Origin of the sequence: Streptomyces fagopyri, assembly GCF_009498275.1 — a bacterium.
Taxonomy (GTDB): domain Bacteria; phylum Actinomycetota; class Actinomycetes; order Streptomycetales; family Streptomycetaceae; genus Streptomyces; species Streptomyces fagopyri.
Genome location: NZ_CP045643.1, coordinates 2821779 through 2845487, shown reverse-complemented (window position 1 = coordinate 2845487; position 23709 = coordinate 2821779). Strand labels below are relative to the sequence as shown.

The window sequence follows — 23709 nt, the reverse complement described above, 5'->3', positions numbered from 1 at the left end:
GGAGTGCGGACATGGCCGACGGCCGCAAGTTCGACGACGACCGGGTACAGAAGCTCCAGACGAACGTCCTGGACCGGTACGAGTCCATCAAGAAGCAACTCGCCGCCCTCCAGGGGACGATCGACATGATCGAGGCCAACTGGACCGGTGTCGGCGCCAACGCCTTCAACAAGAAGCAGACCGAGATCAACGACAACATGGCGCAGATCGGCCGGATGCTCGACCGGTTCCTCGAGAACCTGCACCTCACGAAGTCGGACAAGATCAAGCTCGAGGACGAACTGCACTCGACGATCTCCAACATCCAGGTGGACCTCGGCGGCAAGACCTCGGCGCTCAACAGCTACTGACGGCGCCCAGCCGCACCCTCCCCGGACCGCGAGGTCCGTCCGAAATCGTCAAGGAGATGAGGAAACATGTCCGGCGTCCACTACCAGGACCTTGCCGTCAAGTACGGCACCCTGGACGCGCTCACCACGGAACTCGGCAACCAGGCCAAGAAGCTCGAGGAAGACCTCGGGGCGCTCAAGCAGGCCGTTCTCGACGCGGCGGAAGGCTGGGGCGGCGAGGCCTACGACGCGTTTCAGGCGCAGTCGAAGGAGTGGGACAACCACGCCACCGCCGTGCACCAGGCGCTGCTGTCCATCTCGCAGAAGGTCCACCAGGCCGGCGGTGACTACCGGGGCGGCGACCTCAAGGGAGCCAGCTACTTCCAGTAGGACCCGACGGCAGGGACGACCGGGGTGGGCACGCACGGGAGGTGCCCACCCTGTTCCGTACCCCGGGCCCGGGCCCAGGCACCCGGCGAGGAAGGCGGAACACCCGCCCTCCTCGCCGCCCGCCCCGCCCGTTCAGGTCACCCGCGACCGGTCCGCGCCGCAGGTCAGTACGTCCCCTCAGGCACCAGCCCCGTCTGCACCAACGGCTTCCCCCGCCGGCGTGACACGAAGACGCCCCGCCCCGCGGGCATAGGCCGGGGCCGCACCCCGCCCAGGACGTCGCCCTCGCCCGGATCGCCGGCGAGCACCACACCCTGCGCGCCCAGCTCCTTCATCCGCTGCATGAAGGGCTCGTACGAGGCACGCCCCGCGCCCGCCGTGGAGCGGGCGATGATGAAGCGCACGCCGACGTCCCGCGCGAACGGCAGCAGTTCCGTCAGACCGCTCAGCGGGTTGCCGCTGGACGTGGAGACGAGGTCGTAGTCGTCGATGACGACGTACACCGTCGGCCCCCGCCACCAGCTCCGCTCCCGCAGCTGCTGCGCGGTGACCTCCGCCGTCGGGGTGCGGCGCTGCATCAAATCCACCAGCGCCGCCATGTGGTGATCCATCGCGTTGGACATCGGGATGTACTCGGCGAGATGGGTGGCCGGGGTGACGTCCAGCAGCGAGCGCCGGTTGTCGACGACGAAGAGCTTGCAGTCGTCGCCCGGATAGCGCGCGGTGAGCTGCTTGATCAGCAGCCGCAGCAGGTTCGACTTGCCGGACTCGCTCTCGCCGTAGACGAGGAAGAACGGGTCCTGCTCGAAGTCGACGTAGACGGGTTCGAGGTTGTCCTCGTCGAGCGCGAAGGCGACGCCCCGGCGCGGGAAGCTGTCGCCGGGCGGCAGCTGCTCCGCCGGGAACTCGCGGGGCAGCAGCCGGACTTCGGGCGCGCCGGGCTCCTGCCAGTGCCGGGAGACCTCCGCCGCCAGCGCGGCCGTCGCGTCGGCGAGGTCCGTGTCGGAGGTCAGGCCGTCGATCCGCGGGACGGCCCCCATGAAGTGCAGCTTCTGCGGCGCCTGACCGCGTCCGGGCACCCCGGTGGGGACGTTCGCGGCCACCTTGCGGTCCAGCTCGGAGTCCATGGTGTCACCGAGACGCAGCTCCAGGCGGTTCATCAGGTGGTCCTTGAGGTTCGCCCGGACCTCCATCGACCGGGACGCCGTCAGCACCAGGTGGATGCCGTAGCCGAGACCGCGCGCGGCGATGTCCAGGACGACGCCCTCCGCCGCCTCGTAGTCGCCGCGGAAGTTCCCCCAGCCGTCGATGACCAGGAAGACGTCCCCCCACGGCTGGTCGGTCACGGAGACCTCGCCGCGCGCCCGTTTCGTACGGAACTCCGCGATCGAGGAGATCCCGGAGGAGCGGAAGTACTCCTCGCGCCGGGTCATGACCCCGTACACCTCGGCGACCGTGCGCCGCACCTTCTCCGGGTCCAGACGCGAGGCGACCCCGCCGACGTGCGGGAGCCCGGCGACGGCGGCCAGACCGCCGCCGCCGAAGTCGAGACCGTAGAACTGCACCTCGTGCGGGGTGTGGGTGAGGGCGAAGGAGGCGATCAGCGAGCGCAGCAGCGTCGACTTGCCCGACTGCGGGCCGCCGATGATCTGCAGGTGGCCCGCCGCGCCCGAGAAGTCGACCCACAGCGGGTCGCGGCGCTGCTCGTACGGCTTGTCGACGAGCCCGGCGGGCACGACGAGCCGCCCCGCCCCCTCGTAGCCGGGCTGGGTGAGCCCGCGCCCGGGGACGGCGGCCAGTCCCGGCAGCAGTCCGTCCAGCGACGGCGGGCTGTCCAGCGGCGGCAGCCACACCTGGTGGGCGGCCGGTCCCTGCGCCTCCAGCCGGCGCACGATCACGTCGAGCACCGTGTCGGCGAGGGCGTCGTCCGTCTCCGGCGTCGCCGCCGGGCGCTGCCGGGGCACGGCCACGTACTGCACCGGTACCTCCGCGGCCGTGAACAGCACCGGCCGCCGGTCCACGGGCAGGGCTCCGCCGAGCGCGGCCTGCGCCGGACCCGTGCGGTACACCCCGGAGACGTACGCCGCCTTGAAGCGCACCATCTCGTCCGTGCCGAACTTCAGGAAGCCGGAACCGGGGACGTTCGGCAGTTCGTAGGCGTCGGGGACACCCAGCGCGGCACGGGACTCGGCGGCGGAGAACGTCCGCAGACCGACCCGGTACGAGAGATACGTCTCCAGACCGCGCAGCCGGCCCTCCTCCAGGCGCTGCGAGGCCAGCAGCAGGTGCACGCCGAGCGAGCGGCCGATGCGGCCGATCTGCACGAACATCTCGATGAAGTCGGGCTTGGCGGTGAGCAGTTCGCTGAACTCGTCGATCACCAGGACGAGTGAGGGGATCGGCTGGAGCGGGGCGCCCGCGGCGCGCGCCTTCTCGTAGTCGTGGATGTTCGCGTAGTTGCCCGCGTCGCGCAGCATCTCCTGGCGGCGGTTGAGCTCACCGCGGATGGAGTCGCCCATGCGGTCGACCAGCGTGAGGTCGTCCGCCAGGTTGGTGATGACGGCCGCGACGTGCGGCATCTGCGCCATGCCCGCGAAGGTGGCACCGCCCTTGAAGTCCGCGAGGACGAAGTTCAGCGTCTCGGAGGAGTGCGTCACCGCGAGGCCGAGCACCAGGGTGCGCAGCAGCTCCGACTTGCCGGAACCCGTCGCGCCCACGCACAGCCCGTGCGGACCCATGCCCTCCTGCGCGGCCTCCTTGAGGTCCAGCATCACGGGCCTGCCGTCCTCGCCGACACCGATCGGCACCCGCAGCCGCTCGGCCAGCGAACGCGGCCGCCAGGTGCGCTTGGTGTCCACCGAGGCGGCGTCGCCGAGGCTCAGCAGATCCGTGAACTCCAGGTTGGCGAGCAGCGGTTCGTCGTCGTCACCGCCCGAGGCCATGCGCAGCGGGGCCAGTTGCCGCGCCAGCGCCTCCGCGGACTCGTACGAGAGGGCGTCCGGCGTGCCCTCGTAGACGAGGCCGTGCCCCGACTCCAGGTGCAGCGCGTGCGGTTGCACGACGATGGAGAGGTCGCCGCGGGGTCCCGAGAGCTCGCCGGGCACGACCTCGACGACCGTCACCCCCTGAAGACCCTCCGGGGTGGCGAGGACGGAGTCCGGCGGCAGCGACAGGCCGTCGAGCACGACGACGATGTGCGGCTCGTCGGGGAGCGGGGTGGCGCCCGGGTGGAAGCGCGGACGCCCGGTCAGCCGGGTGGCCAGCAGATCCTCCAGCTCCCGGGTGTCGGTGCCGATCAGCCGGCGGCTGCCCGCGCCGTCCACCGCGCCGGCCGCCTGCGCGTGCGGCAGCCACTTCGCCCACTCCCACCGCGGCAGCTCGTCGCGCCCGGCCGCGACCACGATCATCAGGTCCTCGGGGGAGTGCAGCGAGGCCAGCGAGCCGGTCAGAGCGCGTGCCGAAGCCCGTACGGACCGCGGGTCGCCGCTGACCGTCACGTGGTAGAAGGCGCGCAGCGAGACCGCCATCGGCAGGGCGTCCAGGACACTGTGGGTGGCCACGAAACGCTGCATGGCCCCGGCCGTCAGCGGCTCCAGCTGGTCGACCGGCCCGGTGTCGGGGGAGACCAGCGGAGTCGCCAGCGACTGCGGACCGAGACCGATCCGCACCTGGGCGAAGTCCTCGTCACCCGGCCGCCGTTCCCACACCCGGCTGCCTTCGGCGACCAGCGCCCACAGCTGCTCGGGGGAGGGGTGCTGGTAGTACTGGGCGTCGCGCTGCGCCCGCGCCGTGTCCAGCGCGGCGCGCCGCGTCTGCGACAGATAGCTCAGGTAGTCGCGGCGCATGTCCGCCAACTGCCCCTGGGATCCACGGCGGAAGCGGACCACCATCGCGATGGACATGGCCACCGTCGACGCGATCATCACCATGCCCATGATCTTCATGAACGGCTGGCCGTTGGTGAAGAAGAAGACCACCGAGCCGCCCATGCCGAGCGTCGGCAGCAACTGCATCAGGACGCTCTCCTGGTGCCCGCGCGGAAGTTCCGGCGGTGGTTGCAGGACGACCTCGTCCGTGGGTACTTCGGACGGCAGCGCCCTGGGCGGGCGCTTGACGATGATTTGGCTCACTGCTCACCAATTCCCTTGCCGGCCCCAGGGTCTTCCGCCCGCCGCCCCGTGTCAGGCGGACGCAGGCCGCCGCGCGATCCTACTGACTTCCCGCCGAGGCCACAGGAGACGGGTGGGCGGTAAGGTGCCGGATGTTCGCGTGAGCACACGCGAACAGGGCCGGAGAACAAGGGCATTTCGCACGATGTGGAGGTGTGCGAGGCCTACGGCCCGGTCGCACGGGCCGCTTTCCGCCGCCTCGGCGCGCAGCCGGCCCGCCGCACGGAGCAAAGAGACGCAGGACCTTCACGCGACGGACGCGGAACCATCGCGGACACGGAACCAGCACGGACGCGGAACCATCGCGGACGCAGAGCCGACGCTGCCGCGGGACCACCGCGGAAGCGCGACCGCCGAAGACCCGGAACCGCCGAAGACCCGGAACCGCCGAAGACCCGGAACCACCACAGACGCAGGATCATCACTGAGGGGGAGCAGCAGGTGAGCATGACGGCCTCCGCGACAACCAACGGAGCCGGAGGGCAGGGTCCCGGAGCCCCCCAGGGGGCGGGCACCGGCCCGGGCTTCTGCCGGGTCACCATCGTCGCGCCCGACAGCCGGATCGACGTGGCCCTGCCCGACGACATCCCGGTAGCCGACATCTACCCGGAGATCCTGCGGCTCTCGCAGCAGAGCCCCGCCGAGGGCGCCCCGGTTGGCTACCACCTCGTACGCCGCGACGGAGCCGTCCTCGACAGCTCGCGCTCCTTCGCCGCCCAGCGGATCCTCGACGGCGAACTCCTCACCCTGCGCCCCTTCTCCGAGTCGCTGCCCCCCGCCGTCTTCGACGACGTCTCGGAAGCCGTCGCGTCCGCGGTGACCCGCGAACGCAGCCTGTGGAGCGGCGACCTGACACGGGCCGCGGGCCTCGTCGGCGGCGCCGTCCTGCCGACGCTGCTCGCCTTCGTCGCCTGGACCGCCGATCCCCGCCACGACATGCACAGCCTGCCCGGCGTCCTCGCGGGCGTCACCGGCGTGCTCCTGGTCGTCCTCGCGGCGATCCGGGCCCGGATCTACGACGACCGCGCCTCCGCGGTCGCGCTCGGGCTCGGCGCGCTGTCGAACGTGGGCGTCGCGGGCTCCGGGCTGCTCGCCGTCGCGGCCGGTGAGGGCATCGGCAAACTGCAGTTCCTGCTGGCCTGTGCCGCGGTGCTGGTCGCCTCGGTGATCCTGACGCTGTGCTCGCCGCGCGGTGACGGCCCCTTCGTCGCCTTCGTGTTCGCCTCGGGCATCGGGCTGGTCACCGTGTTCGTGGCCCTGCTCGTGCACTGGACGCCCACCGAGACCGCCGCGCTCTGCGCACCGGTCGCCGTGGGAGCCCTGGCCTTCCTGCCGGGCATGTCCATGCGGTTCGCCCGTATCCCGATCGGCTTCGACCCCCCGAACGCCACCCCGCGCAGCGCGTACGGCGCCGAGCCCGCCCCGCCGGAGCCGGTCGACGCCGACCGCATCGAGGCACAGACCCGCCGCGGCCACGAACTCCTCGTCGGCCTCGTCGGCGGGTGCGCGCTGCTCGCCGTCGGCGCCTGCGCGGTACTCGGTTTCTCCGACGACCTCTGGGGACAGCTGCTCGCCTTCGCGACCGGCGTCGCCCTCCTGATGCGCGCCCACCTCTTCCGCTACACCGCGCAGGTCGCCCCCGTGCTGGGCGCGGGCCTCGGCGCCCTCGTCCTGCTCGGCCTCGGCCTGGCGCTCCACCCGCCGCACGCCCTGGTGCGCGACGCCCTCGCCGGGGACCGCGCGGACCTGGACATCCGTACGATCTGGCTCGTCGCGGCGATCGCGGCGGCGGCCGCGCTGGTGACCGCCCTCGGCCTGATCCTTCCGCGCGGAGGCCTCACGCCGTTCTGGGGCCGCTTCCTGGAGATCGCCGAGAGCTTCGTGCTGCTCACCCTGATCCCGCTGGCACTCGCGGTCTTCGACGTCTACGGCACGGCCCGCTCCATGACGGGCTGACCTCCGGCCGACCGGCCACGCGCCACGGCGGCGACACGAAGAGGGCGGCCGCCCGTCGGCGACCGCCCTCTTCTCCCGTCTCCCGTCCGCCGCGGCCGGGCGGGCTACTCCGCGGTGAGCCCGCCGTCGTGCGGCGCCGGCTCCAGATCGAACTCGCCGTCCCGGGCCCCCAGCACGAAGGCCCGCCACTCCGCCTCCGTATAACGCAGGACCGTGCCCGGGTCGAGCGACGAACGCATGGCCACCGCACCCGCGGGCAGGTACGCGATCTCGACCCGCTCCTCGTGGTCCTCCGTACCGGGCGCGCTCTGCCACTCGGCGTCCGAGATGTCGAGCGCGTAGAGCTCGTCGCGCTCCCGCTCCTTGCGCGCCTTGACGTCCGCGTCCACCGGGGCCCCCGCGTCCACCGCGGCCCCCGCGTCCACCACGTTCACGTCCCTGTCCGCTGCTGCCTCGGCCATGTTCGGACGGCCCCTTCCCCACGTACGGTTGACCACTGCCGTCACCCTAGTGGCCGGACCGGCGCCGCCCGTGAGGTTCCGGGACCTGGCCGGACGCGTCCGGCCAGGCTGGTACGCTGTGTGACGGCCGTTTGTGTACGCACCCCCGGAGCCATCGCTCTGGAGGCCGCGCCCAGCGGATCCCCGCCTCCCGAGTAACGGAAGCTCCCCTGAGATGTGGACCAGGGGCACTCGGTGGCTACTCAGACACTACGAGGAGTACGCGTGTCGCTCGACGCCGCTACGAAGAAGCAGATCATCGGCGAGTTCGGCCAGAAGGAGGGCGACACCGGCTCCCCCGAGGTCCAGGTCGCCATGCTCTCCCGCCGGATCTCGGACCTGACCGAGCACCTCAAGACCCACAAGCACGACCACCACTCCCGTCGTGGTCTGCTGATCCTGGTCGGTCAGCGCCGCCGGCTGCTGCAGTACCTGGCCAAGAAGGACATCCAGCGCTTCCGTGCGCTGGTCGAGCGCCTGGGCATCCGCCGCGGTGCGGCCGGCGCCAAGTAAGACGCCGCGAAGGGAGCGGTTCCCACCTCTTGGGAGCCGCTCCTTTTGCTGTACGTGCCCTCTACGTGCGGAGTGTCACCGACGCTTTGTAGTGTGGTAGCACAACGCAATACGCACGACACGGCACGTACGACACAGCGTGACGACACCCCGCCCGCCGGGTGGGGACCGTCGCACCGCTACGAAAACGAACGAGGAGAAGCGCACCTCGCCGCCGCCGGTCCTCGGTAGTGGCCCCCGGGAGATTGCGACCCCGGGTGCTTCGATCGAAGACCGGCCCGCACCAGAAGGAGCGCTTCTCCGCCACCGTCCCCCTGCCACACGGGCAGGACGGGACGAAGACGAGGAGAAAACGCTAGTGGAGAACGAGACCCACTACGCCGAGGCCGTTATCGACAACGGTTCCTTCGGCACCCGCACCATCCGCTTCGAGACGGGCCGCCTGGCCAAGCAGGCCGCCGGTTCCGCCGTGGCGTACCTGGACGACGACACCATGGTGCTGTCGGCCACCACCGCTTCCAAGAAGCCCAAGGACCAGCTCGACTTCTTCCCCCTCACGGTGGACGTCGAGGAGCGGATGTACGCCGCCGGCAAGATCCCCGGCAGCTTCTTCCGCCGTGAGGGCCGGCCCTCCGAGGACGCGATCCTCACCTGCCGCCTGATCGACCGCCCGCTGCGCCCGTCCTTCAAGAAGGGCCTTCGCAACGAGATCCAGGTCGTCGCCACGATCATGGCGCTCAACCCCGACCACCTGTACGACGTCGTGGCGATCAACGCCGCCTCCGCGTCCACCCAGCTGGCCGGTCTGCCCTTCTCCGGCCCGGTCGGCGGCGTCCGCGTCGCGCTGATCAACGGCCAGTGGGTCGCGTTCCCGACGCACACCGAGCTCGAGGACGCCGTCTTCGACATGGTCGTCGCCGGTCGCGTCCTGGAGGACGGCGACGTCGCGATCATGATGGTCGAGGCCGAGGCCACCGACAAGACGATCACGCTCGTCCAGGGTGGCGCCGAGGCGCCGACCGAGGAGGTCGTGGCCTCCGGCCTCGACGCCGCGAAGCCCTTCATCAAGGTCCTGTGCAAGGCGCAGTCGGACCTCGCCGCGAAGGCCGCCAAGCCGACCGCCGAGTTCCCCGTCTTCCTCGACTACCAGGACGACGTCTTCGAGGCCCTGACCGCCGCGGTCAAGAGCGAGCTCGCCCAGGCGCTCACCATCGCCGGCAAGCAGGACCGCGAGGCCGAGCTGGACCGCGTCAAGGAGATCGCCGCCGAGAAGCTGCTCCCGCAGTTCGAGGGCCGCGAGAAGGAGATCTCCGCCGCGTACCGCGCGCTGACCAAGAAGCTGGTCCGCGAGCGCGTCATCAAGGACAAGGTCCGCATCGACGGCCGCGGCGTCACGGACATCCGTACGCTCGCCGCCGAGGTCGAGGCCATCCCGCGCGTGCACGGCTCGGCGCTGTTCGAGCGTGGCGAGACCCAGATCCTGGGCGTCACCACCCTCAACATGCTCCGTATGGAGCAGCAGCTGGACACCCTCTCCCCGGTGACCCGCAAGCGCTACATGCACAACTACAACTTCCCGCCCTACTCCGTCGGTGAGACGGGCCGCGTCGGCTCCCCGAAGCGCCGCGAGATCGGCCACGGCGCGCTCGCCGAGCGCGCGATCGTGCCGGTCCTGCCGACCCGCGAGGAGTTCCCCTACGCGATCCGTCAGGTGTCCGAGGCCCTCGGCTCCAACGGCTCGACGTCCATGGGCTCGGTCTGCGCCTCCACCATGTCGCTGCTGAACGCCGGTGTGCCGCTGAAGGCCCCCGTCGCCGGTATCGCCATGGGCCTGATCTCCCAGGAGATCGACGGCCAGACGCACTACGTCGCCCTCACCGACATCCTCGGTGCGGAGGACGCCTTCGGCGACATGGACTTCAAGGTCGCCGGCACCAAGGAGTTCGTCACCGCCCTCCAGCTCGACACCAAGCTGGACGGCATCCCGGCCTCCGTCCTGGCCGCGGCCCTCAAGCAGGCCCGCGACGCCCGCCTCCACATCCTCGACGTGATGATGGAAGCGATCGACACGCCGGACGAGATGTCCCCGAACGCCCCGCGGATCATCACCGTCAAGATCCCCGTGGACAAGATCGGTGAGGTCATCGGCCCCAAGGGCAAGATGATCAACCAGATCCAGGAGGACACCGGCGCCGAGATCACGATCGAGGACGACGGCACCATCTACATCGGTGCCGCCGACGGCCCGGCCGCCGAGGCCGCCCGCGCCACGATCAACGGCATCGCCAACCCGACCATGCCGGAGGTCGGCGAGCGCTACCTGGGCACCGTCGTGAAGACGACGACCTTCGGCGCGTTCGTGTCGCTGCTCCCGGGCAAGGACGGTCTGCTGCACATCTCGCAGATCCGCAAGCTCGCCGGCGGCAAGCGCGTGGAGAACGTCGAGGACGTCCTCGGTGTGGGCCAGAAGGTCCAGGTCGAGATCGCCGAGATCGACTCCCGCGGCAAGCTCTCCCTCATCCCCGTGATCGAGGGCGAAAGCGACGACGACAAGAAGGACGACACCGACCAGTGACGTCTCGTAGCTCCACGACGACGGCCCGCACCTCTTCCGAGGCGCGGGCCGTCGCCCGTACCCAAACCCTCATCAAGGGCGAGAACGGCATCGGTACGGTCCGCAAGACCACCCTCCCCGGCGGCCTGCGCATCGTCACCGAGACGCTGCCCTCCGTCCGCTCCGCGACCTTCGGGATCTGGGCCCATGTCGGCTCCCGTGACGAGACGCCGACGCTGAACGGCGCCACGCACTACCTGGAGCACCTGCTCTTCAAGGGCACGAGCCGCAGGTCCGCGCTGGACATCTCGTCCGCCATCGACGCGGTCGGCGGCGAGATGAACGCGTTCACGGCCAAGGAGTACACGTGCTACTACGCACGCGTGCTCGACACCGACCTCCCGCTCGCCATCGACGTGGTCTGTGACATGCTCACCGGCTCGCTGATCGAGCAGGCCGACGTGGACGCCGAGCGCGGTGTGATCCTCGAAGAGATCGCGATGACGGAGGACGACCCGGGCGACTGCGTGCACGACCTGTTCGCGCACACCATGCTCGGCGACACCCCCCTCGGCCGCCCGGTCCTCGGTACGGTCGACACGGTCAACGCCCTCGGCGCCGACCGCATCCGCCGCTTCTACAAGAAGCACTACGACCCGACCCATCTGGTCGTGGCCTGCGCGGGCAACGTCGACCACAACAAGGTCGTACGCCAGGTCCGCGCCGCCTTCGAGAAGGCGGGCGCCCTGCGGGAGACCGCCGCCGAGCCGATCGCCCCGCGCGACGGCCGCCGGGCCATCCGCACCGCCGGCCGCGTCGAACTGCTCGGCCGCAAGACCGAACAGGCCCATGTCGTGCTCGGCATGCCCGGCCTCGCCCGCACCGACGAGCGCCGCTGGGCCCTGGGCGTCCTCAACACCGCCCTCGGCGGCGGCATGTCCTCCCGCCTCTTCCAGGAGGTCCGCGAGAAGCGCGGTCTGGCCTACAGCGTGTACTCGTACACCTCGGGCTTCGCCGACTGCGGCCTCTTCGGGGTGTACGCGGGCTGCCGGCCGAGCCAGGTCCACGACGTGCTCAAGATCTGCCGTGACGAGCTCGACCACGTCGCCGAGCACGGACTGTCGGACGACGAGATCGGCCGCGCCGTCGGCCAGCTCCAGGGCTCCACCGTCCTCGGCCTCGAGGACACCGGCGCGCTGATGAACCGTATCGGCAAGAGCGAGCTGTGCTGGGGCGAGCAGATGTCCGTCGACGACATGCTCGCCCGGATAGCGTCGGTCACCCCGGACGAGGTCCGTGCGATCGCCCACGACATCCTGGGACAGCGGCCCTCGCTGTCGGTCATCGGTCCGCTCAAGGACAAGCAGGCGGCCCGTCTGCACGAAGCGGTCGCGTAAATCCCGTCTCTGTTAGGAACGAAGCAATGAGCAAGCTGCGCGTGGCGGTCCTCGGTGCCAAGGGCCGGATCGGGGCCGAGGCGGTACGAGCCGTCGAGGCCGCCGAGGACATGGAGCTGGTGGCCGCGCTGGGCCGGGGCGACCGGCTGGAGACGCTCGTCGAGGCGGGCGCCCAGGTCGCGGTCGAACTGACCACGCCGGACTCGGTGATGGGCAACCTCGACTTCTGTGTCCGCAACGGCATCCACGCGGTGGTCGGCACCACGGGCTGGACCGACGAACGCCTCGCCCAGCTCACCACGTCACTGGCCGAGTCGCCGGAGACCGGAGTGCTCATCGCCCCGAACTTCTCCATCGGCGCGGTCCTGACCATGAAGTTCGCCGAGATCGCCGCGCCGTACTTCGAGTCCGTCGAGGTCGTCGAGCTGCACCACCCGAACAAGGTGGACGCGCCCAGCGGCACCGCCACGCGCACCGCCCAGCTCGTCGCCGCGGCCCGGGAGCGAGCGGGCAGCGCCCCGCAGCCCGACGCCACGGCGACCGCTCTCGACGGCGCCCGCGGGGCGGACGTCGACGGCGTCCGGGTGCACTCGGTCCGGTTGCGCGGTCTGCTGGCCCACCAGGAGGTCCTGCTCGGCGGCGAGGGCGAGACCCTCACCGTCCGGCACGACTCCCTGCACCACAGCAGCTTCATGCCGGGCATCCTGCTCGGCGCGCGCCGCGTGGTGAGCACGCCGGGCCTCACCTTCGGCCTGGAACACTTCCTGGACCTCGGCTGAGCCGAGGGACGGGCACGGACGGACACGGATACCTGGCAGACATGCGCGCGAAGATCACCTACGCCGTCACGGCGGCCGCCCTGGTCGTCTATTTCGTCCTCGTCGGCAGCCGTGGCGTGCTGCTCATCCAGAACGGCACCCTGATCACCGTCACCTTCGGCATCGCGGTGCTGATCCTGCCGGTGATCGGAATCTGGTTCCTATGGAAGAACACCCAGTTCGTACGCAAGGCCAACCGGCTCGCCGCGGAGCTCGACGCCGAGGGCGGACTGCCGGTCGACGAGCTGCGGCGCACCGAGGGCGGCCGCATCGACCGCGACTCGGCCGACGAGGTCTTCGCCAGGCGCAAGGCCGAGACCGAGGACGCGCCCGACGACTGGCGCAGCTGGTTCCGCCTCGCCGTCGCCTATCACGACGCCCGGGACACCCCGCGCGCCCGCAAGGCGATGCAGCGGGCGATCGCCCTGCGCGAGGGCAGGCCCCCGGCGGAGGCCTGAGCCGCCGCCGCGGGCCCGAGCCAGCGGCCGCCGGGGCCTGGGGCTTCAGCGAGGTCCAGAGGCCGTGTCTCTGGCCTCGACCCGGGTCCGGGACTCCGCGGGTCCGGGACCCAGGCTCCGGCCCGGGTCCGAAACTCCGCGGGTCCGGGTCCGGGTCCGGGTCCGGGCTCGGGTCCGGGACCTCGCCGGTCCGGGCCTCGGCTCGGGTCCGGAACCGCGCTGGTCCTGACCTCGGCTCGGATCCGGAACGCCGACGCCTCCCGTGCGGCCCTCCCGTCGCGGGGATGCGGCGCGGGCGGCCGCGACACACGACGAAGGGGCCGGTCCGCACATGCGGACCGGCCCCTTCGTACGCGTTCGACAGGGGGCTCAGCCCAGCCGGTACTCGTCGGCCCAGACCTCGACGGCGTCCGCCGCCCGGTCGAAGGCCTCCGTGCGCGCCAGGAAATCGGAGTTGTGCGAGGTCAGCAGCGGCGGCAGGGCATCGGCCGCCCGGTCCCTGCGCACCAGGACGAGCGCCTGCCCCTGCACCGTACGGGGAAGCCCGAGCCAGCGCACCGGCTGCTGGACGGTGCGCACGGCCACGACCTGCTGCCAGGGCGCGGTACTGGTGGTCAGGAACCCCACGCGGCGCAGGCCCCGGGCACTCACCCAGACGCCCATCCGCAGCAGCCTCAAGGCGCTCAGGACCACCAGCACGGCGACGAGCAGACAGATCACGGCCGCGGAGCGGCTTCCGGCGAACGCGGTGATCACGGTGGCCACGAGCACATAGGACGCGAGCAGCAGAATCAGCGCGGCGAGGGCCACCCGCCACGGCCCGGGCCGGTAGGGGCGCCGCCATTGGTCGCGGTCGTCGAACGGCAGGGCGACATCGTCCGCCGCCTCGTCAAAGGCACGGTCCGCCGTCAGGAAGGGCAGGGGCACGACTGATCCTCACTCAATCCACGCATGGGCTGTGCCCGGTGAGGCTATCGAGCCGGGTCCCCGCTCACCACCCTCGGGGGTCCGGAAGAGTCAGCGGCCGTCCGACGCCTCGGAGTGCTGCGTGTGGGCGGGCGACGGATCCTGCGACAGGGCGGGCATGCCGAGGATCAGGGACCCGACGAGCCCGGCGACCAGGGTGAGCCCCGTGAGCCACCGTCCGGCTATCTGGCCGGCGGAGGCCCGCTCACGCGGTGGGGGAGTGACATTGCTGCGGAAGTTGTCGGCTTCGGCGATGAAGGCGAAGGGTACGGGCTCGCGCCGACGGAACATGGGAACTGCGTCTCCTCTGGAGCATCGAAGGAATCTCCTTCACCGATACAGACGTACGAACGCCCTCGTTGGTGCCCAGTTTCGCCGAATTCATTGCGGCAAGGACCGAACGCCCCGGTATCGGCGCCCCGTAGAGTGGCGGCGTCAAGAGCTGTGATGGGAAGGACCCCCCGAATCGTGACCGAAACCCCCGCCGACGATCTCAAGATCGACCTCCGCAGCGACGTCACCGTCGAGCTGGTCAAGCACTCCGCGGCCGACTCCGACGTGCTGTTCGCCGCCCGTGTCTCGACCGTCGGGGAGCAGTCCCTGGACGAGATGGGCAAGGACCCGGAGCGTTCGAAGGGGTTGATCAACTACCTGATGAGGGACCGGCACGGCAGCCCCTTCGAGCACAACTCGATGACGTTCTTCATCAGTGCCCCGATCTTCGTCTTCCGCGAGTTCATGCGGCACCGCGTGGGCTGGTCGTACAACGAGGAGTCCGGCCGGTACCGGGAGCTCCAGCCGGTCTTCTACGTCCCGGACACGTCGCGCAAGCTGGTCCAGCAGGGCCGTCCCGGGAAGTACGTGTTCGTCGAGGGCACCGACGAGCAGCGCGAGCTGGTCGCGGGCGCCATGGAGGAGTCGTACCTCGCGTCGTACCGCACCTACCAGGAGATGCTCGCCGCCGGTGTCGCCCGCGAGGTGGCCCGCGCCGTCCTCCCGGTCGGCCTCTTCTCGTCGATGTACGCCACCTGCAACGCGCGCTCCCTGATGCACTTCCTCGGTCTGCGCACGCAGCACGAGCTGGCCAAGGTCCCGTCCTTCCCGCAGCGGGAGATCGAGATGGTCGGCGAGAAGATGGAAGCCGAGTGGGCCGGGCTCATGCCGCTCACGTACGCGGCCTTCAACGCCAACGGTCGTGTGGCGCCGTAGGGCGCTCCCATGCGCCTTCCGGCACAGATGTACGGATCAGCCGAGCGAGGTGTCCGTATTGCGGCATTTCGAGAAGTTCATCTAGCCTGATCAAACGGACCCGGCACTGCTTGAACCCCCGAGCAGGCAGTGCCGGGCTCCGCATTTGTCATAGTTTGTCGTGTCCCCCGAGGGCAGACCCCATCCTGAGCAGCGAGTAGCGTGTTACCCATGGCTCCGACCTCCACTTCGCAGACCCCCTTCGGACGGGTCCTCACCGCCATGGTCACGCCCTTCACGGCGGACGGCGCACTCGACCTCGACGGTGCCCAGCGGCTCGCCACCCACCTGGTGGACGCGGGCAACGACGGCCTGATCGTCAACGGCACCACCGGCGAGTCGCCGACCACCAGCGACGCGGAGAAATCGGACCTCGTACGAGCCGTGCTGGCGGCGGTCGGCGACCGGGCCCACGTCGTCGCGGGCGTCGGGACCAACGACACCCACCACAGCATCGAGCTCGCGCGGGCCGCAGAGAAGGCCGGCGCGCACGGCCTGCTGACCGTCACGCCGTACTACAACAAGCCCCCGCAAGAGGGCCTGTACCGGCACTTCTCAGCCATCGCCGACGCGACCGAACTGCCTGTGATGCTCTACGACATCCCCGGCCGCAGCGGTGTACCGATCAGCACCGAGACGATCGTCCGCCTGGCCGCGCACCCGCGCATCGTCGCGAACAAGGACGCCAAGGGGGACCTCGGCCGGGCCAGCTGGGCCATCGCCCGCTCCGGCCTCGCCTGGTACTCGGGCGACGACATGCTGAACCTGCCGCTGCTCTCCGTGGGCGCGGTCGGCTTCGTCTCGGTCGTCGGCCACGTGGTCACGCCGGAACTGCGCGCCATGCTCGACGCCTATGTCGCGGGCGACGTGCAGAAGGCCACCGAGATCCACCAGAAGCTGCTTCCGGTCTTCACCGGCATGTTCCGCACCCAGGGCGTCATGACGACGAAGGCCGCGCTCACCCTCCAGGGTCTGCCCGCCGGACCGCTGCGCGCCCCGATGGTCGAACTGTCACCCGAGGAGACCGCCCAGCTCAAGATCGATCTTGCTGCCGGCGGGGTACAGCTCTAAGTACGGACTTCACAACTGAATACGCACGACAACGCAGGCCAGGGGCCTGCACCCCACACAAACAACAGCTACTGCACGAACGTCATGCACGCCACGTGCCTTGCCAGGTACGTGGCGTGTGTGGTGAGGAGAGTCTTTTGAGTCATCCGCATCCTGAACTCGGCCCGCCGCCCAAGCTTCCCCAGGGGGGCCTGCGGGTCACCCCGCTCGGCGGCCTCGGTGAAATCGGCCGGAACATGACCGTCTTCGAATACGGCGGCCGTCTGCTGATCGTCGACTGCGGAGTGCTCTTCCCCGAGGAGGAGCAGCCCGGAATCGACCTGATCCTGCCGGACTTCACGTCCATCAGGGACCGCCTCGACGACATCGAGGGCATCGTCCTCACGCATGGCCACGAGGACCACATCGGTGGTGTCCCGTTCCTCCTGCGTGAAAAGCCGGACATCCCGCTGATCGGCTCCAAGCTGACCCTCGCGCTGATCGAGGCGAAGCTCCAGGAGCACCGCATCCGCCCCTACACGCTCGAAGTCGCGGAGGGCCACCGCGAGCGCATCGGCCCCTTCGACTGCGAGTTCGTCGCGGTCAACCACTCCATCCCGGACGCCCTCGCGGTCGCCATCCGCACCCCCGCGGGCATGGCGGTGCACACCGGCGACTTCAAGATGGACCAGCTCCCGCTGGACGGCCGGCTCACGGACCTGCACGCGTTCGCACGCCTGAGCGAGGAAGGTATCGACCTTCTTCTCTCGGACTCCACGAACGCCGAGGTCCCCGGCTTCGTCCCGCCGGAGCGGGACATCTCGAACGTGCTGCGCCAGGTCTTCGCGGGCGCCAGCAAGCGCATCATCGTGGCGAGCTTCGCCAGCCATGTGCACCGCATCCAGCAGATCCTGGACGCGGCCCACGAGTACGGCCGCCGGGTCGCCTTCGTCGGCCGTTCGATGGTCCGCAACATGGGCATCGCCCGGGACCTGGGCTATCTGAAGGTCCCGCCGGGCCTGGTCGTCGACGTCAAGACGCTGGACGACCTGCCGGACCACGAGATCGTCCTCGTCTGCACCGGCTCGCAGGGCGAGCCGATGGCCGCGCTGTCCCGCATGGCCAACCGTGACCACCAGATCCGTATCGTCCAGGGCGACACGGTGATCCTGGCCTCGTCGCTCATCCCGGGCAACGAGAACGCGGTCTACCGCGTCATCAACGGCCTGACCCGCTGGGGCGCCAACGTCGTCCACAAGGGCAACGCCAAGGTGCACGTCTCCGGTCACGCCTCAGCCGGCGAGCTGCTGTACTTCTACAACATCTGCAAGCCGCGGAACCTGATGCCGGTCCACGGCGAATGGCGGCATCTGCGCGCCAACGCCGAGCTGGGCGCGCTCACCGGCGTGCCGCACGACCGCATCGTCATCGCCGAGGACGGCGTCGTCGTCGACCTCATCGGGGGCAAGGCGAAGATCGCCGGCAAGGTGCAGGCGGGTTACGTGTACGTCGACGGCCTCTCGGTCGGGGGCGTCGGCGAGCCCGCGCTCAAGGACCGCAAGATCCTCGGGGACGAGGGCATCATCTCGGTCTTCGTGGTGATGGACTCCAGTACGGGCAAGATCACCGGTGGTCCGCACGTGCACGCCCGCGGTTCGGGCATCGAGGACTCCGCGTTCACCGACGTCGTCCCGAGGGTCACCGAGGTTCTCGAACGCTCGGCCCAGGACGGCGTGGTCGAGCCCCACCAGATGCAGCAGCTCATCCGCCGCACGCTGGGCAAGTGGGTCTCGGACAACTACCGCCGGCGCCCGATGATCCTCCCGGTCGTCGTCGAGGTCTGACCCCCTCGCACACGCCAACCCGGAGCGGGGCGCCTCGATTTGCATCGGGGCGCCCCGCTCCAGTACGTTTACGGCTCCGCCTGAACGGGAACCCGGGGACGATCGTGTGCCTGGACCACCCCGAGCGGGGCGGAAATTCCGACTCAGAATCTCTGATAAAGTCGGAACCGCCGGAAAGGGAAACGCGAAAGCGGAAACCTGGAAAGCACCGAGGAAATCGGATACGGAAACGGTCTGATAGAGTCGGAAACGCAAGACCGAAGGGAAGCGCCCGGAGGAAAGCCCGAGAGGGTGAGTACAAAGGAAGCGTCCGTTCCTTGAGAACTCAACAGCGTGCCAAAAATCAACGCCAGATATGTTGATACCCCGTCTCCGGCCGATCGGCTGGGACGAGGTTCCTTTGAAAAAGTCCTGCCCCTTGGGGTAGGCGCACAGCGAGGACGCTGTGAACCGGGGGATTATTCCTCCCCTTGGTTCCGCTCTCGTGTGTGTCGTCCCGATTACGGGAAAACATTCACGGAGAGTTTGATCCTGGCTCAGGACGAACGCTGGCGGCGTGCTTAACACATGCAAGTCGAACGATGAAGCCCTTCGGGGTGGATTAGTGGCGAACGGGTGAGTAACACGTGGGCAATCTGCCCTTCACTCTGGGACAAGCCCTGGAAACGGGGTCTAATACCGGATAATACCTGCCTGGGCATCTGGGTGGGTTGAAAGCTCCGGCGGTGAAGGATGAGCCCGCGGCCTATCAGCTTGTTGGTGAGGTAGTGGCTCACCAAGGCGACGACGGGTAGCCGGCCTGAGAGGGCGACCGGCCACACTGGGACTGAGACACGGCCCAGACTCCTACGGGAGGCAGCAGTGGGGAATATTGCACAATGGGCGAAAGCCTGATGCAGCGACGCCGCGTGAGGGATGACGGCCTTCGGGTTGTAAACCTCTTTCAGCAGGGAAGAAGCGAAAGTGACGGTACCTGCAGAAGAAGCGCCGGCTAACTACGTGCCAGCAGCCGCGGTAATACGTAGGGCGCAAGCGTTGTCCGGAATTATTGGGCGTAAAGAGCTCGTAGGCGGCTTGTCACGTCGGTTGTGAAAGCCCGGGGCTTAACCCCGGGTCTGCAGTCGATACGGGCAGGCTAGAGTGTGGTAGGGGAGATCGGAATTCCTGGTGTAGCGGTGAAATGCGCAGATATCAGGAGGAACACCGGTGGCGAAGGCGGATCTCTGGGCCATTACTGACGCTGAGGAGCGAAAGCGTGGGGAGCGAACAGGATTAGATACCCTGGTAGTCCACGCCGTAAACGGTGGGAACTAGGTGTTGGCGACATTCCACGTCGTCGGTGCCGCAGCTAACGCATTAAGTTCCCCGCCTGGGGAGTACGGCCGCAAGGCTAAAACTCAAAGGAATTGACGGGGGCCCGCACAAGCAGCGGAGCATGTGGCTTAATTCGACGCAACGCGAAGAACCTTACCAAGGCTTGACATACACCGGAAAGCATTAGAGATAGTGCCCCCCTTGTGGTCGGTGTACAGGTGGTGCATGGCTGTCGTCAGCTCGTGTCGTGAGATGTTGGGTTAAGTCCCGCAACGAGCGCAACCCTTGTTCTGTGTTGCCAGCATGCCCTTCGGGGTGATGGGGACTCACAGGAGACTGCCGGGGTCAACTCGGAGGAAGGTGGGGACGACGTCAAGTCATCATGCCCCTTATGTCTTGGGCTGCACACGTGCTACAATGGCAGGTACAATGAGCTGCGAAGCCGTGAGGCGGAGCGAATCTCAAAAAGCCTGTCTCAGTTCGGATTGGGGTCTGCAACTCGACCCCATGAAGTCGGAGTTGCTAGTAATCGCAGATCAGCATTGCTGCGGTGAATACGTTCCCGGGCCTTGTACACACCGCCCGTCACGTCACGAAAGTCGGTAACACCCGAAGCCGGTGGCCCAACCCCTTGTGGGAGGGAGCTGTCGAAGGTGGGACTGGCGATTGGGACGAAGTCGTAACAAGGTAGCCGTACCGGAAGGTGCGGCTGGATCACCTCCTTTCTAAGGAGCATCTAGGCTGCCAGGCTTGCCTGGTGGTCCAGGGCCATTACGTCGGCAAATGTTCGACGGTGGTTGCTCATGGGTGGAACGTTGATTATTCGGCACTTTCAGTCATCTCAGGCTGCCAGTACTGTCCTTCGGGGCGTGGAAAGCTGATCTGAGTGGCGAGGGTGTCGGGCACGCTGTTGGGTGTCTGAAGGTACGGCCGATTGTTGGCTGCCTTCAGTGCCGGCCCCAGTGAACTCCGGTGTTAGCCGGGGGTGATGGGTGGTTGGTCGTTGTTTGAGAACTGCACAGTGGACGCGAGCATCTGTGGCCAAGTTTTTAAGGGCGCACGGTGGATGCCTTGGCACCAGGAACCGATGAAGGACGTGGGAGGCCACGATAGTCCCCGGGGAGTCGTCAACCAGGCTTTGATCCGGGGGTTTCCGAATGGGGAAACCCGGCAGTCGTCATGGGCTGTCACCCTTGCCTGAACACATAGGGCAAGTGGAGGGAACGCGGGGAAGTGAAACATCTCAGTACCCGCAGGAAGAGAAAACAACCGTGATTCCGGGAGTAGTGGCGAGCGAAACTGGATGAGGCCAAACCATATGCGTGTGAGACCCGGCAGGGGTTGCGTATGTGGGGTTGTGGGATTTCTCTTTCACGGTCTGCCGGCCGTGAGACGAGTCAGAAACCGTTGATGTAGGCGAAGGACATGCGAAAGGTCCGGCGTAGAGGGTAAGACCCCCGTAGTCGAAACATCAACGGCTCGTTTGAGAAACACCCAAGTAGCACGGGGCCCGAGAAATCCCGTGTGAATCTGGCGGGACCACCCGCTAAGCCTAAATATTCCCTGGTGACCGATAGCGGATAGTACCGTGAGGGAATGGTGAAAAGTACCGCGGGAGCGGAGTGAAATAGTACCTGAAACCGTGTGCCTACAAGCCGTGGGAGCGTCGGATACGTGCTTGCACGTATCTCGTGACTGCGTGCCTTTTGAAGAATGAGCCTGCGAGTTTGCGGTGTGTTGCGAGGTTAACCCGTGTGGGGAAGCCGTAGCGAAAGCGAGTCCGAATAGGGCGATTTAGTAGCGCGCTCAAGACCCGAAGCGGAGTGATCTAGCCATGGGCAGGTTGAAGCGGCTGTAAGAGGTCGTGGAGGACCGAACCCACCAGGGTTGAAAACCTGGGGGATGACCTGTGGTTAGGGGTGAAAGGCCAATCAAACTCCGTGATAGCTGGTTCTCCCCGAAATGCATTTAGGTGCAGCGTCGTGTGTTTCTTGCCGGAGGTAGAGCACTGGATAGGCGATGGGCCCTACCGGGTTACTGACCTTAGCCAAACTCCGAATGCCGGTAAGTGAGAGCGCGGCAGTGAGACTGTGGGGGATAAGCTCCATGGTCGAGAGGGAAACAGCCCAGAGCATCGACTAAGGCCCCTAAGCGTACGCTAAGTGGGAAAGGATGTGGAGTCGCACAGACAACCAGGAGGTTGGCTTAGAAGCAGCCACCCTTGAAAGAGTGCGTAATAGCTCACTGGTCTAGTGATTCCGCGCCGACAATGTAGCGGGGCTCAAGCGTACCGCCGAAGTCGTGTCATTGCAGCAATAGGGCCAACGCCTGCTGTGATGGGTAGGGGAGCGTCGTGTGCCGGGTGAAGCCGCGCCGGAAGGCAGTGGTGGACGGTTCACGAGTGAGAATGCAGGCATGAGTAGCGATACACACGTGAGAAACGTGTGCGCCGATTGACTAAGGGTTCCTGGGTCAAGCTGATCTGCCCAGGGTAAGTCGGGACCTAAGGCGAGGCCGACAGGCGTAGTCGATGGATAACCGGTTGATATTCCGGTACCCGCTGTGAAGCGTCAAACATTGAACCAGGCGATGCTAAGTCCGTGAAGCCGCCCTGGAGCCTTCGGGCAAAGGGGAGTGGTGGAGCCGACGGACCAGACCTGCAGTAGGTGAGTGATGGGGTGACGCAGGAAGGTAGTCCATCCCGGGCGGTGGTTGTCCCGGGGTAAGGGTGTAGGCCGTGTGATAGGCAAATCCGTCACACATCAAGGCTGAGACCTGATGCCGAGCCGATTGTGGTGAAGTGGATGATCCTATGCTGTCGAGAAAAGCCTCTAGCGAGTTTCATGGCGGCCCGTACCCTAAACCGACTCAGGTGGTCAGGTAGAGAATACCGAGGCGTTCGGGTGAACTATGGTTAAGGAACTCGGCAAAATGCCCCCGTAACTTCGGGAGAAGGGGGGCCATCTTTGGTGATCCGATTTACTCGGTGAGCTGGGGGTGGCCGCAGAGACCAGCGAGAAGCGACTGTTTACTAAAAACACAGGTCCGTGCGAAGCCGTAAGGCGATGTATACGGACTGACGCCTGCCCGGTGCTGGAACGTTAAGGGGACCGGTTAGTCAAACTTCGGTTTGGCGAAGCTGAGAACTTAAGCGCCAGTAAACGGCGGTGGTAACTATAACCATCCTAAGGTAGCGAAATTCCTTGTCGGGTAAGTTCCGACCTGCACGAATGGCGTAACGACTTCTCGACTGTCTCAACCATAGGCCCGGTGAAATTGCACTACGAGTAAAGATGCTCGTTTCGCGCAGCAGGACGGAAAGACCCCGGGACCTTTACTACAGTTTGATATTGGTGTTCGGTTCGGCTTGTGTAGGATAGGTGGGAGACTTTGAACTCTGAGCGCCAGCTCAGGGGGAGTCGTCGTTGAAATACCACTCTGGTCGTGCTGGATGTCTAACCTGGGTCCGTGATCCGGATCAGGGACAGTGTCTGATGGGTAGTTTAACTGGGGCGGTTGCCTCCTAAAGAGTAACGGAGGCGCCCAAAGGTTCCCTCAGCCTGGTTGGTAATCAGGTGTTGAGTGTAAGTGCACAAGGGAGCTTGACTGTGAGACCGACGGGTCGAGCAGGGACGAAAGTCGGGACTAGTGATCCGGCGGTGGCTTGTGGAAGCGCCGTCGCTCAACGGATAAAAGGTACCCCGGGGATAACAGGCTGATCTTCCCCAAGAGTCCATATCGACGGGATGGTTTGGCACCTCGATGTCGGCTCGTCGCATCCTGGGGCTGGAGTCGGTCCCAAGGGTTGGGCTGTTCGCCCATTAAAGCGGTACGCGAGCTGGGTTTAGAACGTCGTGAGACAGTTCGGTCCCTATCCGCTGTGCGCGTAGGAATATTGAGAAGGGCTGTCCCTAGTACGAGAGGACCGGGACGGACGAACCTCTGGTGTGCCAGTTGTCCTGCCAAGGGCATGGCTGGTTGGCTACGTTCGGGAGGGATAACCGCTGAAAGCATCTAAGCGGGAAGCCTGCTTCGAGATGAGTATTCCCACCCCCTTTGAGGGGTTAAGGCTCCCAGTAGACGACTGGGTTGATAGGCCGGATCTGGAAGGCGGGTAACCGCTGGAGGTGACCGGTACTAATAGGCCGAGGGCTTGTCCTCAGTTGCTCGCGTCCACTGTGTTGGTTCTGAAACCACGAACAA

At 67.3% G+C, this 23709-nt stretch carries 15 protein-coding genes and 2 rRNA genes; 13 read left to right on the top strand and 4 right to left on the bottom strand.

Annotated elements, in window-relative coordinates; all coding sequences use genetic code 11:
- Positions 1–11 precede the first annotated feature (11 nt).
- Positions 12–350 (top strand): WXG100 family type VII secretion target, encoded by a 339-nt coding sequence (locus GFH48_RS12015; protein ID WP_153288260.1) that lies wholly within the window; start codon positions 12–14, stop codon positions 348–350.
- A 66-nt stretch (positions 351–416) separates the two neighbouring features.
- Complete coding sequence (locus tag GFH48_RS12010; RefSeq protein WP_148010778.1) at positions 417–719, top strand: WXG100 family type VII secretion target; 303 nt, start codon at positions 417–419, stop codon at positions 717–719.
- Between the two features lie 164 nt (positions 720–883).
- Here the strand turns inward: GFH48_RS12010 and eccCa are convergent, their stop codons facing one another.
- Complete coding sequence (eccCa, locus tag GFH48_RS12005; RefSeq protein WP_153288259.1) at positions 884–4849, bottom strand: type VII secretion protein EccCa; 3966 nt, start codon at positions 4847–4849, stop codon at positions 884–886.
- 486 nt (positions 4850–5335) lie between these two features.
- Here eccCa and eccD point away from each other — a divergent pair, with 486 nt between their 5' ends.
- On the top strand, positions 5336–6844 hold the full coding sequence (eccD, locus tag GFH48_RS12000; protein WP_407698708.1) for a type VII secretion integral membrane protein EccD: 1509 nt from the start codon (positions 5336–5338) through the stop codon (positions 6842–6844).
- A 104-nt stretch (positions 6845–6948) separates the two neighbouring features.
- Here eccD and GFH48_RS11995 read toward each other — a convergent pair whose 3' ends face one another.
- Positions 6949–7305, bottom strand: a complete 357-nt coding sequence (locus GFH48_RS11995; protein WP_228120532.1) for a DUF397 domain-containing protein — start codon at positions 7303–7305, stop codon at positions 6949–6951.
- 264 nt (positions 7306–7569) lie between these two features.
- On the opposite strand from GFH48_RS11995, the gene rpsO reads away from it, so the two are divergent.
- The 5 genes from rpsO to GFH48_RS11970 all read left to right on the top strand — a co-directional run bounded on the left by rpsO (position 7570) and on the right by GFH48_RS11970 (position 13084).
- Positions 7570–7857 carry a 30S ribosomal protein S15 gene (gene rpsO, locus GFH48_RS11990; protein ID WP_153288257.1) on the top strand — a complete coding sequence of 96 codons (288 nt, stop codon included), beginning with the start codon at positions 7570–7572 and terminating at the stop codon, positions 7855–7857.
- Between the two features lie 358 nt (positions 7858–8215).
- Positions 8216–10432 carry a polyribonucleotide nucleotidyltransferase gene (locus tag GFH48_RS11985; protein WP_153288256.1) on the top strand — a complete coding sequence of 739 codons (2217 nt, stop codon included), beginning with the start codon at positions 8216–8218 and terminating at the stop codon, positions 10430–10432.
- On the top strand, positions 10429–11808 hold the full coding sequence (locus GFH48_RS11980) for a M16 family metallopeptidase (protein ID WP_153288255.1): 1380 nt from the start codon (positions 10429–10431) through the stop codon (positions 11806–11808). The genes GFH48_RS11985 and GFH48_RS11980 overlap by 4 nt, the downstream gene beginning before the upstream one ends.
- Positions 11809–11834: 26 nt before the next feature.
- The gene (dapB, locus tag GFH48_RS11975) at positions 11835–12587 is read left to right on the top strand and encodes a 4-hydroxy-tetrahydrodipicolinate reductase (RefSeq protein WP_153288254.1); all 753 of its coding nucleotides are present in this window, start codon (positions 11835–11837) and stop codon (positions 12585–12587) included.
- Between the two features lie 41 nt (positions 12588–12628).
- Positions 12629–13084, top strand: a complete 456-nt coding sequence (locus tag GFH48_RS11970; protein ID WP_153288253.1) for a tetratricopeptide repeat protein — start codon at positions 12629–12631, stop codon at positions 13082–13084.
- A 369-nt stretch (positions 13085–13453) separates the two neighbouring features.
- Here the strand turns inward: GFH48_RS11970 and GFH48_RS11965 are convergent, their stop codons facing one another.
- Entirely contained in the window at positions 13454–14011 is a 558-nt protein-coding gene (locus GFH48_RS11965; RefSeq protein ID WP_153288252.1) for a hypothetical protein, read from the bottom strand.
- A 90-nt stretch (positions 14012–14101) separates the two neighbouring features.
- Positions 14102–14341, bottom strand: coding sequence for a hypothetical protein (locus GFH48_RS11960; protein ID WP_153288251.1), 240 nt, complete (start codon positions 14339–14341; stop codon positions 14102–14104).
- A 177-nt stretch (positions 14342–14518) separates the two neighbouring features.
- On the opposite strand from GFH48_RS11960, the gene thyX reads away from it, so the two are divergent.
- The 5 genes from thyX (at position 14519) to GFH48_RS11935 (ending at position 23667) form a co-directional block, all read left to right on the top strand.
- Positions 14519–15259, top strand: coding sequence for an FAD-dependent thymidylate synthase (gene thyX, locus GFH48_RS11955; protein ID WP_153288250.1), 741 nt, complete (start codon positions 14519–14521; stop codon positions 15257–15259).
- A 210-nt stretch (positions 15260–15469) separates the two neighbouring features.
- Complete coding sequence (gene dapA, locus GFH48_RS11950; RefSeq protein ID WP_153288249.1) at positions 15470–16369, top strand: 4-hydroxy-tetrahydrodipicolinate synthase; 900 nt, start codon at positions 15470–15472, stop codon at positions 16367–16369.
- 137 nt (positions 16370–16506) lie between these two features.
- Positions 16507–18192: a ribonuclease J gene (locus GFH48_RS11945; protein ID WP_153288248.1), complete on the top strand. Its 1686-nt coding sequence runs from the start codon at positions 16507–16509 to the stop codon at positions 18190–18192.
- A gap of 513 nt (positions 18193–18705) precedes the next feature.
- Positions 18706–20231: ribosomal RNA gene (locus GFH48_RS11940) — 16S ribosomal RNA — on the top strand.
- A 314-nt stretch (positions 20232–20545) separates the two neighbouring features.
- Positions 20546–23667, top strand: a 23S ribosomal RNA gene (locus GFH48_RS11935).
- The 16S and 23S rRNA genes sit together here, the layout of an rRNA operon.
- Positions 23668–23709 lie beyond the last annotated feature (42 nt).